The following is a 12,902-nucleotide window of genomic DNA, read 5'->3' on the forward strand; positions in this document are numbered from 1 at the left end:
AGCACTTTTTCAATTAGCCAAGCATCACGGCTTAATTCTCCCTTCGCCCCAAATCAGATCCCCAGTCGTGGCTGGGTGGCGCCGCACGACGCGCAAGGTGCAATCACCGCTCACCTCTTCCGAGATGCGGACCAGTAATTCCTGCTGGGTGATGCGGACAAAGCGGCTTGGGATATAAGTGTCGGCGTCGGGGAGGAACTGGCCGTTGGCGTCGATGGCTTTGACCTGTTGGATAATCGGCGCCTTGGACTGTGGATTGACGTGTTGGCGGATATGGTCGCAAATGCGCCGATAATTAATCACTCAAAAAGGCTTGCGAATACGATGCTTCGCAAGCCCAGCCTGTGAGTGAAAAGCCAACGCCGCTGAACACGAAAAATCACTGCGGCCTGATCGGCCAAGGTACATGGAAAATGCTCTCGTTAAGCAGCTTTGCCATATGTGACTGCGCGCTAATGACGAGAGAGATTCCTTCTACGGCTATATACCAGCCCAGCGAGCAAGCCAACGCTCCCCAGCAAGATGGCCGATGCTGGCTCAGGGATCGTCGAGAACCCAATGTTATCCAGGTACAGCGTCGTGCCACTGGAAGGTCCGCCAGTGAAAAACAAACTAACTCCAACATTGGCCGGATCCATGTCCACTTCGCCACTTCCGGTTCCAAAGGTGATTGAATGCGTCAGGTTTTCCCCAATGGTGCGGACAACGGTTCCACCAAAAGCATCGATTTCATAAACATTTGTGCTGAGGCTCGCTCCAGTGTTGTCTGCATTGTTGGCAAACATCAGCTCCATGCGCAGAAAGGTATCGCTATCTGTGTTGATTGCGCCGCCGCCCACGGTCGTGTTGGTGAAGAAATTGAACTGGAGATTTTGCGCAGTTTGATAGCGAATGATGTCGTTTCCGCTCCCGAGGAAAATACCAATGCCGATGCCCGGTTGCACATCAACCCCGGTACTCGCAGAATTCCAAAGCCCAAAAGTCAGGGAACCGTTGTTGTCCATCGTGGTTGACTCCCATTCTGTCACAAACGTGGCCGACTGGCCGCCAAGGATTGCAAAGCTGTCAGCGGAATCCGTCGAAGAGGGGCTTGAATCATATACGGTGGCCGCAGTGCCGTTCGAAAAGATCAAATAATTATTGCCGGACGCGTTACTGCTGAGGTTGATGTTCGTGCCTCCCGAAACGTCACGGAAGTCGCCCGTTGTTTGTGGACTGCCGTTATCATAGTCCGCAGCGCCGTTCTCGAAATTAACGGAAATGTCCGCTGCGCTCAACGAGCCAACCGAGAGGCTGAGCGTAATCAGCCCAATCGCTGAAAGGGTTCCACAGCGACATGCATTCAGGCAGTCAGGGTGCATCATTAATGAGGTGTGTTTCATAATTCGAACAGTTTTGGATATTATGGGGTGAGATCAAACAGTGGGACTCAATGGGCCCACTCAACGAAACAACCAAAAACGCGAAATTCATTTGCATCGCAAACTACGATCCATTCTATACGTAGAATGCCCCCCAAAAGAGTTACCCTGCGTGACATAGCAGAACGCGCTGATGTCCACGTAACCACCGTTTCGCTTGCAATGCGGAACAGCCCCTCCCTGCTTCCGGAAACCCGCAAGCGCATTCAAAAGCTCGCCAAGGAAATGGGCTATTCGCCAGACCCGGCATTGTCTGCCCTGCAAGCCTATCGTCGCATTAACCACGTGAAAAAGTCCAACCTGGGCATAGCCTACTTAAGCTTCAACCCCACGAACGACTGGAAGCAGGTAGGGCCTTCCCACTTTGAAATTTACTCTGGGTGCCAGAAACGTTGTGAAGAGCTCGGCTACCACATGGAACTGATATGGGTCAAAGATCCCCGCCTCACCACGAAGCGACTCACCAGCATACTGCGCACTCGGAATCCTGCAGGGCTGGTCCTCTCGGCGCGTCATGGCGGCCGTGGACACTTTCGCCTCAACCTGGACAACTACTCCGCTGTCCGGGTGGACCAGGGGCTCGTTCATCCCCGTCTGCACGCGGTCAGCAATAATCAGTTCCAGATCGCGCAACTAGCAGTGCGCAAGGCTTATCACCTGGGTTATCGTCGTGTCGGCTTGGCGTTAATGAGCACCTTCAACGAGCAGGTAAACTGTTTTTGGTCGGGCGGTTTTTGGTCGGAGCAACAAAAGAAAAAAGCAGAACAATGGGTCGTGCCTCACCTGCCGTCAAAGTGGGGTAAAGAGCCTTTTGTCCGCTGGTTCGAAGATCAGCGACCGGACGTTGTCATTTCCAATCATGCCGATAACACCATCCCCCAATGGCTAAACGAAATTGGCCTGCGCATACCGGAAGACGTCGGCTTCATTCAGTTGAGCATGACGGATACGAAATCCAAGTGCGCAGGAGTCATGGAAAATAACCTTTCTCTCGGTAGGACAATCATCGACAAGCTTGTGGCGGTCATACATCGCAACGAACGCGGCATTCCGGAATGCCCGGAACTGACACTCATTGATGGAACTTGGATCGATGGCGACACCGTTCAGAGCAAGGCCAATCGCTAAAGGCATCTGACCCACCAGACGAATTCGACGTCTCCCGCACCTGATTACAGAAGCATTCTACGTATAGAATGGTCAGCCACTTGTGCAGTGAGGAAAAATGTAAGATAACCGCGTCAACCTTACGCCTCAGCAGCTAGAATAGCTTGCAGGGCAACCGTTATCCACCCCTCAACTTCTCATCAGGAAGCATGCCCCCACATCTAACCGACTCCCTCCTTCCACAGTCCAGCCAGCCTCAATTACTGGCTAAGCGTGGATTCACCTTGGTTGAATTGCTGACCGTTATCGCGATCATCGCGATACTCGCCGTCATACTAATTCCAGTAGTCGCCCGCATACAGAACTCCGCCAAGGACAATAAATGCGCCTCCAACCTGCGGCAGATCGGCATGTTGGCGCAGCTCTATGAGACCGACCATCATGGCGAGATTCCCTATTGCAAAAACTACCAGACGAATACCCACTGGTTCGAAGCGCTAGCGAAATATGCCGGCAATGATCAAGGTGGCCTAAACTACAACCAAAACCGGGAAATTTTCTACAGCTGCCCGCACTATGAACTCGGAAAAGATAGCGAAGACTTTGAGGTCTGGAATCCTGGCTACGGTCTCAATCGAGAACCAGGGCTGCCCGATGAAAAGGATCGCAACTGGGCAGGCGCCCCCGGGAGCAACCAGCGCATCTTCCGGATGTCCGAGATAACCGATCCCGCCCAACGCGTCTACTTCGGCGATTCTCAGGACTACCATATGGCAGCCGCCAATGTGGATACGGACCGACATGGCGACCATGCCAATTTCGTTTTCTTCGATGGCCATGTGGAACCACTGACAGCCGAGCAAATCGAGTCTGCCTTCTCCCCATACTGAGTTTTATTTTCATTCATAAAAAAAGCCGCCAGCAATCTGCTGGCGGCTTTTTATGGCATCTTTTTGCACTTCGTTAATCTGATTGAAAAACAGATTTGAGTGCGTGGTAGGCCGGCTTGGGATTGCCATCAAAATCAATGATCGCGGTATTCGACGGACAAGGAAATGCATCATGCCCCATCCACAGGATGAAGCCTGCGTGCTCTGGGAAGCGACGCTTACAGGCTCTGGCTGCCGTGGCCAACGCCCTCGCCTGCCGTTCTTGCGACCAAGCAACATAATCTGCAAGGGAATTGCCTTCTGGAACCTCACGTTGAAAGTCTTCCCATTGCAACCACCAGGCGGAACTATGACGCCAGAAGTCGCTTTCCAGGGTTGGGGGCCAGGCATCATCCTCACTATAACGCTCAATTGCTGCCGCAGACATTGCGCCGGGGAACCCTACTTCACTCCGCAGATGCGAGTCATCCTGATTCCAATATTGCTCCCAACCCGCCAGGTCGCCCTCATGATTCCAAGGGCCGTGCACGTGGTGGTGCAAACTACGGCCGAAGTTTTCTTCGTTAGCATAGAACGACGGGCCACTGGGCGATGTCGGAATAAACAGCGCCTGCGGATCTTCTTCCGCGACGATCTCCTGCAGTGCCTTCAACGCTGGGTGTGTCGCATCCAACGGAACTTGATATCCCCAAACTTCGGTAGGCTTCGTTTGCAGTTCATTGCCTCCGCACCAGACCAACTTACAGGCGTGATGGCCTCGACGCCGTATGTAATCCCGTGCGATGCCACGCAGCGTTTCGATAACGATTGGGTCTTCGGGCGCATAGTTTTCAATGCCTGATGACGACAGCGGAAACTCCTGCCAAACCAGCAGACCGTATTCGTCACACAGACGATAAAAACACTCGCGTTCTAAAAAACCCCCGCCCCATACCCGCAGGACATTGCACCCCAGACTGCGGTAAAGTTCAATCAGTTCGCGGTACTGCTCTACGTCGATGGCATGGTAGTCTAAACGGATCGGCGTCCAGTTCACCCCCTGCATAAAAATCGGCGCGCCATTGATTTCACAGAGCAGCGGAAGCGTCCCTTCAGGCGCTCTCGAGTGGCGCCTCCAGTTAACTGACTTAAAGCCAGTCCGCGCATCAAACACGGTCGATTCTCCCGTCGAAACATGCACGCGATAAAGTGACTGCGCGCCCATCCCATGGGGCCACCAAAGCTGCACATCTGGCACAATAAGCTCGATCATCGACTCACCTCTCGGCAGCGTAGCGTCGCGCACGATAACTGGCTGATGCCCCGGCTCTTGTTCAACGGTGATCAGACAACGGCACTCTTCGCTCTGAGCATTGACGAGAAACCGTAACATGCCGACGCCTTCGATCAACCTACTGTCCAGGCGGAGAACTTCAATTGGCGCACTGCCGCACACTAACCGCAACTCATCCCAAACGCCAACCGGCGCCAAGCGGGGACACCAGTCCCAACTGAAATTATAGCGGGGTTTAAAATAATGTGAACGCGAAGTAAAGCCGACCTGTCCCTGCTCCTCCGGCGGTGTATCAAAGATAAGGCTAAGCCGATGCGCCTCGCCATCTCCCAACCACGGAGTCAGGTCAAAGCGATGGCGAATCAGCGCACCGGAGAACTCAGCGATAATTTGAGTATCCACCACAATCCAGCCGGAATAATCCAGGCCGTCGGCTTCAAGTTGCAGCGATTGATCCTGCTCAATTTCTCCTCTGGCGAACTCAGTGAAAAACTCCCAATGCCGATGCTCCACCCATTCACAGCTACGCGTATTGAGCCCGTAATTCCAGTCGGGTATGACTTTCTGTGAGCGCAACGTCGTGTGCGCAGACCCAGGCAGCGTAGCCTGCATGGGACCACAGTCCGGAGAAAACATCCCGCCAGTCTCAAGCGAACGACGTAGTTGCCAATTGTATGGACGCCAGCCTTGGAGTTGCCAAGGGCGTTGAAGCAGATCGATAATGTGGTGCATATGAATGTTTACTGACCCAGGTGACGGTTAACTTTGCATGACAAAGCCGAGGTCATTCTATCCGTAGAAGAACCCCGGCTCAGTTCAGTGAATTTATTCAAAAAAGATCGGTGGCAATGGATCAATCTGGGTTCACAACGATGTAGTCCATCGTCACCGTTCCTGACCATGGCTCCGCGCGCACCGCAATACCGCCACTCGTGTAGACAGATGCCGTGTCGAGGTAATCAATGTGCAGATTGCCGTCGACGTAGCCGCGCACGCGAACGCCTCCTGCTTCGTCCCGAACTGAGAGCTTGAGCTGGCGGAAGTTTGCGCAGTTGTAGAGATTGGAAATGGACGTCGTCGCGACGACTGTACTACCGCGCAAAACGCTGAGATTGTGCGAGTATACGCTGCCATTTACCGCCAGTCTCAGGTAATAGCCAGTCGAGCCGGAGCTATGCCGAGCAACCAACCCAGCTGACTTCCATGCATTGCTGAAACTGATATTCGCAAAGGCGTCATAATCGGTCCAACTTGAGTCTCCTGTATGGCTGATTGCGGTATTCGCATTGTGTACGTTGACGTAAGCGTTATTCGCAACTGACCAGGTACTCGGCGTCACCACCCAGCCATGATCATTTCCATCATTGAAGTCATCAATGAATACGCCACTCGAAGATCCGCCATCGCCCTTATCCGCATTCGCGTATGTGCTGTAGGCAGTCTTCGCCGTAAGCGTTGCCGTATCGAGCGCAATGTTTCCACTATACGTAATCGGGTTCGAGTTATTTAACGCGACTATCCCATAAGCCTGTTGCACGTAGATGTTACCAGGCTCATCAAATAACTCATACCAATAGATGCGCTCAAGGTTCGTGACATGGCCCGCCGACAACACTTCCAAGGCATCCTGCAGGTGTGTGTTTTGCTCGGCAAATGACAGTAAGCGCTGCGAATGATCTGCGGTGCTCGAGCGCGCCAAGCCTCCCAGCTCGGTGCACCAGTTCGGCTTCAAGTGATCGCCATTGGCCATTATCTTAGCCCAAATAGGTTCATTGCTGGCCGTCAAGCGACCAAGCACCGCCTGCTTTTGATCAGCTGGATACCAGCAAGCGGGCAGCTCCGGCGGCAACCAGCCAGTCGAGCCACAGTGCTCCCAATAGCTATGCCACGAAAAGAAATCATAGTAGTCAGTGACATCGGGCACTGCGTAAAAAGCATCGATCCAGGAATCGCTGCCACTGGCGCTCCAGGCAGCATCATGTGGGTTGGCAATGACAGGCGCGCCAATCAAAACATCCTGCGCGCCAAGGCTGTTGCGGACGCTCAGCAATCGCCCTCCAGCGACTTTCACCATGTTGCCATAAATGGTTGCAGCGGCAGGTGAATTTCGCGGATAGCCCTTGAAAAATAGATCGCACAAGTCCGGCTCATTCCAAAGTTCAATCGCGTCGAGCACGCGCTCGCCCGATGCGGTTTGATAGTCGGCATAGCGCCGGAGAAACCACTCCAGGAAATCTGCATATTTCACATAATCGAGCGGTGGCCAACCGGCGCCCGCATTGCCCCCATTGACCCATGATGGCGCATAGGCGACCGAGGCCAAGATACGAACATTCTCAGTGGCGCAACGTTGAAAGAAATCATCGAGCGTCGCCAAACGTGTGCCGCTGTAAACATCATCGGATGGCTCAAGCGTATTCCAGTCGACATTGATACGCACGAAGCGGGTATCGCTATCGTCGTAGACATCGAAGGTTGTATCGAGTTCAGCACTCGTACGGTAGAGTATGTGATCGTTGATGCCGACCACAGCATCGGCCTGAGCGTAACTGATAGCCAAGCTGACGCCGAACAATAGCCCGGCAAGGGTATGGATTTTGGGTAACATATACGGGGATGTTGGGGGTTGAGTAAATGCTGTATGGCGACGCATAGCCTTGCCATACAGCAGCGGTGTAGAAAGACATTCAAACTGCCGACGAAACCTGGACTGGCAAGCGGCTCAACTGCATGGAGAAAGCCTAACGCGCGGCATGACGACGTGGCAGCGAGCCACGTTTCTTTGCCGTGCGATAGGCATCATAAGCCGGTTTGGGCGTGATGTCCGCACCGGAAAGTTGAATCGACTTATCCACGTATTCGATCGGCATGCTGTCATTAAGCGCCAGAATGCCATAAACCTGCTGGCTGGGGTGCGCATAAGGCTCATCGAAAAGTTCATACCAGTAAATGCGCTCCAACTGATTGACCTTTCCTTCTGACAACACCGTAAGCGTGTCTTCCAAATGCGTTCGCTGCTCGCTGAGTGAAAGCAATCGCTTGTCGTGAGCAGGACTGTCGGTTCGGGCTGATGCCCCAATTTCCGTACACCAATTGGGCTTCTGACTATCGCCATACGCTTTCATTTTCGCCCAGATATTTTCCTCGCCCGGCGCCACGAGCTTCCCCATAACGGCCAGCTTTTGGTTCGCAGGATTCCAGCAAACGGGCAGCTCCGGCGGAAGCCAACCCGTCGTGCCCGCATTCTCCCAATAGGTATGCCAGCTGAAGAAATCATAGTAATCCGTCACATCCGGCGTTTCATAAAATGCGTCCATCCAGGATTGCACGCCAGCCGGACTCCAACACACGGCATGCACATTGGAAATAACCGGCGCGCCGATCAGCACATCTTCCGCGCCAAGCTCTTTTCGAACTGACTGCAGACGCCCGCCTGTCACTTTAACGATCTCGGCGTAAGCCCTGGCCGCATCAGGCGAATAACGGTTGTAGCCCTTGAAAAACAAATCACACAAATCCGGCTCATTCCAAATTTCGATCGCTTCCAACGTGCGTTGACCATCGGCGCCTTTTAAGTGTGCGTAACGGCGAAACACCCACTCACAAAAATCAGCGTATGCCTCATTGTTCGTTGGCGGCCAGCCATGCCCTTGCTTCCCGCCATTGGCCCACGATGGTGCATAGGCAATGGACATCAGCACGCGGATTTCATGCTTGGCGCATTGTTCGAAAAAGTAGTCCAACGCCGGCAACCGCGATGTGCTATAAACACCTTCCTCCGGTTCCAGCGTATGCCAGTCGACATTGATGCGCAATTGCTTCGTGTCGCTTTCAAGGTAGTATTGAAATGCGACATCCTGATCCGCATTGGAGCGGTAAAGGATGTGGTCGTTAACGCCAAAAGCGTACTCGTTCACATCACCCGCGAATAAATGCGCGGACAGCTGGAGCAGCAGCGTTAAAAATAAAAAACGATAAGGTTCTACAATGGATAAGCGTCTCATAATTGCTTTGCAAGGGGTGGTTCGGAATCAGTTAGGGCACTCCACACATCAAAGAAATGAAATGCGCAGGAGTGAGCTGAGTCTTGCTGCCACCAACAATGAACCGCAAAGAATATAGCTTTCTATTTGTAGAATGAGTCGCTTGGGTGAGGAAAACAAAACGACCCGCAAACCACTACTAAGAGCATTTGTCATCGAACTTGGCCGCATTAAGTGAGGATAACGATTGGATGCAGCGCAAGGCGGCGTTGATTGAGCAGGCTTGTAGTACGCCACACTCAAGCCAACGCCGCTGAACGCGAAAAATCACTGCGGCCTGATCGGCTGAGCTCGATGGAAAATGCTCTAGTTAAGACTCCGATTGTTCAAAGTGACGTTCGAGGATCTCTGCTCCGAAAAACGCTAACGCTCAAACTGCTTAACATACTCGGAGCCAGTTTGCTTCAGCGCCTTCTCCAAAAATTTATACGAGGCATGGTTGACCGCCAGGATCGTGCCTGAGGCAAAGAGCACCTTTTCCAACTTAGACATCAACTCATCCGACTGCTCTCTCTGCAGATGAGTCACAACGCACAACACATAAACTGGATAATGGGTGTAGTGTTGAGTTTCCTTTTCCAGCAAGTAGATGGCGTGGATGCTGTCATCGGCGTAAAAGCAGGTTTCGAAAATGTATTCCCATTCATTCTGGCGCATTTGCGGTGCGCGAAAGCTATCCTGCTTACTGACGACTGCGCGCTCAAACAAGTAGTCATCCGCCTTGTCATAGAAAGTGTTGATGTGAGTCTTGAGCGTATCCGCCGTGGTTTGGTCGTTGACGCGCAAACACCACTCATAGGCGTGCATCGCGCCATCGAGGTAGCACATGGGGTCTCCCTGCATCGCCTTGTACAGGTAGTTCAGGCAATCCGCTTGCTCCAGCCGCAACTTCATGACGCCAATGGCCAACTGGATGCGCGCGCAGTTCGGAAACTCACGACCAAAGTCCAAGAAGTATTTTAATGAATCCCTGGGTCCAAAAAGCTCGTACGTCATCACCGCCAGCTTCCAGCGCAGGAATGGCATCGGTTCATTTTTGACAGCTGAGCGCAAGCGCTGGATTTCCCTTTCCTGTTCACGCAAGATCGCATGCTGTATGCGCCAAGTATACATAATCTCCCGGCACCAAAGCTCATCTATTTTTTGCACCAACTGATTGGAGGCGGCTCCAAAGTAATAGTCGCCAGCGCTGGACTCGATGGCGAACTTCAAATGCGGCTCGGCGTTGACTGATTTCAGCCGATCGGCCAGGCATGGGTGTGTGTCGGTGGGCAAAGTTTTGGCCTCCATCGCGCGCATGACGTAGTAGGGCCCACGGCGAAGCCATAAGTCTTGCGTAGTCAGCTTGATAATGCGCTGCATCATGCCGCTCGGTGGTTCTCGGTGGTAAAAGGTTTCCATGCGCATCCGCTCTTGAATTTCCTGATTGAGGAAGCCCATAGTCGCCTCGAGTTTGCACAAAGATGAAGCCACATGCCGGGCGTCAGCATGGAGGGCCGCAAAGGCATCCGCCCGGTATTCCGCCTGCCGCCCCTTTACCTGCTGCCACGCAGTCAACCGTGGCGCAATCCTGCGGTAGATCGGCAAAAACAATAAATGCCGCAGACTGCGCCCTGGTTTATCCAGCCCCGCCAGCCTCCCCCAAATCTGCCCCAAGCGATAGAAGAACGAACCCGACGAGCCATCACGATTGACAATGTGCCCCATCTCATGCGCCAGCACCGCCTGGAATTGCTCCAAGGTTAGCATGTAGAGCAGCGGTAGGCCAATCATCAGGTAATTCCGATGCCAAAAGATGCCCAATAATCGAGGCTGCTGCGTAATGCAGGCGTTTACATCGTGCATGAAGAGGATGCGATGAATCTTCGGGCATTTCGTACGCTTACGCATGTTGCGAATGTCGTCGTAGAGCGCTTTTCCCGTTTTCTTGTCGAGTTCCAGCCCTTCGGGCGCCTCAGTCTGATGCCAGAAAGAACGCGCCATAACGGACAAGATCAATAACCCAACACAGAGAGTGAGCAATTTCCATAAATAGCCGTCTCTTGACTCGGCTAAAAGCCAGCCTCCCAGCAATATCATCGCCAAGCCCAAAACGAGCAGTAGCAGCGGATAGCCAAAGGTCACCAGACAAAGGCGACGGTAACGCTTTCCAAATCCAGATGGATTCTTTTCCGATAGCTCCGTCAGGTTACGGATTAGCGTTTCGTACTCAGCCCTGTTCATATCTAATACAGCGTTAAGGAGTGGCAGACTGCGCAATATCTGCAACTCCAAAAAGCGCCCAAGCCGATCATGTGGATGCGATTCCGTGCGACTTATACCGACGCTTCGACTGAGTGAAATTCGAGGAAGCTTTTCAGCCCTTCCGGGGTCAGGTAATTCTTCAGCAAACGTTGATCAGACTTAGTGAAATCGACCATGATCAGGCCATCCAGGCAATTGCCAAAATCCGCGTCGACGTTAAATGAGAGCAGTGTCCCCTTCAGCTTCAGGTAGTGCTTCAGCAGCACTGGAATGCCCTTCTGGTCGAGTTCGATTTCTGAAATGAGCGCCGATACGTCATCAATGCTCCGAACTGACGACAGCATCGCTTCCTTTTCGCTGGCGCCAATTTTCTTCCCGCCCCGCGGCGGGTGTTTGGCCTTAACGAGGTTAGCAAGCTCGTGGTGAAGCTTGTTCTTTTTCAGAAACTTCACCATCAAGTCCTTGGACACGGCGTTGTATTCCTGACTAATGCTCACTGGCCCAAAGAGCGTGCGATACTGCGGATGACGCACTACAAACAGCCCAATGCCACGCCAGATCAAGGATAGCGAGGCGTGTTTTTTCTGGTAGTTCACTGCAATAAACGAGCGTCCCACCTCCAGCGCAGGCCCCAACTTTTCAAAGAACTCGGGTTTGTAATTAAAGAGCGACGCGGTGTAGAGGCCAGAGCGTCCTTGCGTCAGGAGAATTTCATCGGTCAAGCCGATGCGGTAAGCCCCCACAATCGCCTGCGCGCCCGCATCCCACATAAACAGATGGCGGTAGTGCAGGTCGTAGCGATCGAGGTCAGTCGACTCCCCCGTCCCCTCCCCGACCACGCGAAAGGTGCGCTCACGCAGGCGGCCCAACTCCTCCAGCACTTCAGGGATTTCGGCGGCGTGGGCCCAATAAACTTTAAAGTCCCCATGCTCGGTCAGCAGTCGGTCTTCCGGCAGTTCGGCAATTTCTGCAGCCAGCACTTCCGGCGGCGCTGAAGGGTCGATCTCCTTCATCGGCGTTTCCCGCTTGGGCAACTTCGGAAAGGAGAAGCGTCGTCGTGGCTTGGCGTCGGCCTCGCGCTTGGCCAGGATGTAAGTTTTGACCCGCAGAAAATCCATCAGCGCCTTCGACGTCGGGAAGTCCTGCAACTGACGGTAAGTCAGTGGCTGTCCGATCCGTAAACGCACCACACTGTTCGCCTGCTTCGCCAGTTCACGGGTCAGCGAAAGCGTCCGTAAACGCGGATGAATCATCCCTGCGGCTTGAAACGCCAAGCTGTTGCGGCCTTCGAAATAAAGCGGCACCACCGTCGCTTCGCTTTTGTGGACAAAGCGCGCCGTACTGTCGAGCCAGACTGGGTCCGTAATCTGCCGGGTTTTCCAGCGCCAGTGTGAAACTGTCCCCGAGGGAAACGTGCCAATGCAGCCCCCATCTTTCAGGTGTCGGATGGTTTCCTTGATCCCGGCAAAATTGCTCCGCGCCGCCTCGGGGCCGCCAAATGGGTCGATGGCGATCATCCACGGCTGAATCTCAGTCATTTTGGTGAGCAGGTAATTGGCCAGGAGCTTGGAATCATCGCGGATGCTGGTCAACAAGGCGCCAAACACCACGCCATCGACCATGCCAAAGGGGTGGTTGCTGACGACCAGCGTCGGTCCTTCGCGGGGTATTTTCGCCAAGTCTTCATCGCTGATTTCATAGGCGACATTCAGCGCCCGCAACGCCCGTTCGTAGAAATTAATCGTCGAGTGATCCTCAGTCACGCGGCGATAATACATGTTGAGCGCGGAGATGCCGGCAAAGTCCTCCAAAGGCTTGCCGCCCAACGAGTAAAGCGTGCGCTGCCACCCCGTAAGCGAATCACGGATATTGATCAGCGGCTCAGACGATCCAGACGGCATAAAAACCCAACTCTAGGCGGCCC

At 53.5% G+C, this 12,902-nt stretch carries 9 protein-coding genes; 2 read left to right on the plus strand and 7 right to left on the minus strand.

Annotated features, from left to right (window positions below):
- Window positions 1–24: 24 nt before the first annotated feature.
- Both RBB63_RS14935 and RBB63_RS14940 read right to left on the minus strand, forming a co-directional pair.
- Window positions 25–303: a hypothetical protein gene (locus tag RBB63_RS14935; RefSeq protein WP_309385769.1), complete on the minus strand. Its 279-nt coding sequence runs from the start codon at window positions 301–303 to the stop codon at window positions 25–27.
- 149 nt (window positions 304–452) lie between these two features.
- Window positions 453–1,382 carry a PEP-CTERM sorting domain-containing protein gene (locus RBB63_RS14940; RefSeq protein WP_309385770.1) on the minus strand — a complete coding sequence of 310 codons (930 nt, stop codon included), beginning with the start codon at window positions 1,380–1,382 and terminating at the stop codon, window positions 453–455.
- A gap of 126 nt (window positions 1,383–1,508) precedes the next feature.
- Here RBB63_RS14940 and RBB63_RS14945 point away from each other — a divergent pair, with 126 nt between their 5' ends.
- Together RBB63_RS14945 and RBB63_RS14950 are read left to right on the plus strand one after the other, a co-directional pair.
- The gene (locus RBB63_RS14945; protein ID WP_309385771.1) at window positions 1,509–2,549 is read left to right on the plus strand and encodes a LacI family DNA-binding transcriptional regulator; all 1,041 of its coding nucleotides are present in this window, start codon (window positions 1,509–1,511) and stop codon (window positions 2,547–2,549) included.
- A gap of 188 nt (window positions 2,550–2,737) precedes the next feature.
- Window positions 2,738–3,418, plus strand: coding sequence for a prepilin-type N-terminal cleavage/methylation domain-containing protein (locus RBB63_RS14950; protein ID WP_309385772.1), 681 nt, complete (start codon window positions 2,738–2,740; stop codon window positions 3,416–3,418).
- A 73-nt stretch (window positions 3,419–3,491) separates the two neighbouring features.
- Here RBB63_RS14950 and RBB63_RS14955 read toward each other — a convergent pair whose 3' ends face one another.
- The 5 genes from RBB63_RS14955 to RBB63_RS14975 form a co-directional block, all read right to left on the minus strand.
- Window positions 3,492–5,423, minus strand: coding sequence for a glycosyl hydrolase 2 galactose-binding domain-containing protein (locus RBB63_RS14955; RefSeq protein WP_309385773.1), 1,932 nt, complete (start codon window positions 5,421–5,423; stop codon window positions 3,492–3,494).
- Window positions 5,424–5,544: 121 nt separating this feature from the next.
- Window positions 5,545–7,299, minus strand: a complete 1,755-nt coding sequence (locus tag RBB63_RS14960; RefSeq protein WP_309385774.1) for a hypothetical protein — start codon at window positions 7,297–7,299, stop codon at window positions 5,545–5,547.
- 133 nt (window positions 7,300–7,432) lie between these two features.
- Window positions 7,433–8,695: a hypothetical protein gene (locus tag RBB63_RS14965; protein WP_309385775.1), complete on the minus strand. Its 1,263-nt coding sequence runs from the start codon at window positions 8,693–8,695 to the stop codon at window positions 7,433–7,435.
- 402 nt (window positions 8,696–9,097) lie between these two features.
- Entirely contained in the window at window positions 9,098–10,957 is a 1,860-nt protein-coding gene (locus tag RBB63_RS14970) for a M48 family metallopeptidase (protein WP_309385776.1), read from the minus strand.
- 92 nt (window positions 10,958–11,049) lie between these two features.
- On the minus strand, window positions 11,050–12,879 hold the full coding sequence (locus tag RBB63_RS14975) for a bifunctional lysophospholipid acyltransferase family protein/GNAT family N-acetyltransferase (protein WP_309385777.1): 1,830 nt from the start codon (window positions 12,877–12,879) through the stop codon (window positions 11,050–11,052).
- Between the last annotated feature and the right edge of the window lie 23 nt (window positions 12,880–12,902).

It is taken from the genome of Cerasicoccus frondis (assembly GCA_031296915.1).
Classification (GTDB): domain Bacteria; phylum Verrucomicrobiota; class Verrucomicrobiia; order Opitutales; family Cerasicoccaceae; genus Cerasicoccus; species Cerasicoccus frondis.

What these genes read in the sequence shown, in the direction of transcription:
- RBB63_RS14975 (WP_309385777.1), bottom strand. Translation starts at nt 12,879, where the DNA reads ATGCCGTCTGGATCGTCTGAGCCGCTGATCAATATCCGTGATTCGCTT.
- RBB63_RS14945 (WP_309385771.1), top strand. Translation starts at nt 1,509, where the DNA reads ATGCCCCCCAAAAGAGTTACCCTGCGTGACATAGCAGAACGCGCTGAT.
- RBB63_RS14965 (WP_309385775.1), bottom strand. Translation starts at nt 8,695, where the DNA reads ATGAGACGCTTATCCATTGTAGAACCTTATCGTTTTTTATTTTTAACG.
- RBB63_RS14940 (WP_309385770.1), bottom strand. Translation starts at nt 1,382, where the DNA reads ATGAAACACACCTCATTAATGATGCACCCTGACTGCCTGAATGCATGT.
- RBB63_RS14950 (WP_309385772.1), top strand. Translation starts at nt 2,738, where the DNA reads ATGCCCCCACATCTAACCGACTCCCTCCTTCCACAGTCCAGCCAGCCT.
- RBB63_RS14955 (WP_309385773.1), bottom strand. Translation starts at nt 5,423, where the DNA reads ATGCACCACATTATCGATCTGCTTCAACGCCCTTGGCAACTCCAAGGC.
- RBB63_RS14970 (WP_309385776.1), bottom strand. Translation starts at nt 10,957, where the DNA reads ATGAACAGGGCTGAGTACGAAACGCTAATCCGTAACCTGACGGAGCTA.
- RBB63_RS14960 (WP_309385774.1), bottom strand. Translation starts at nt 7,299, where the DNA reads ATGTTACCCAAAATCCATACCCTTGCCGGGCTATTGTTCGGCGTCAGC.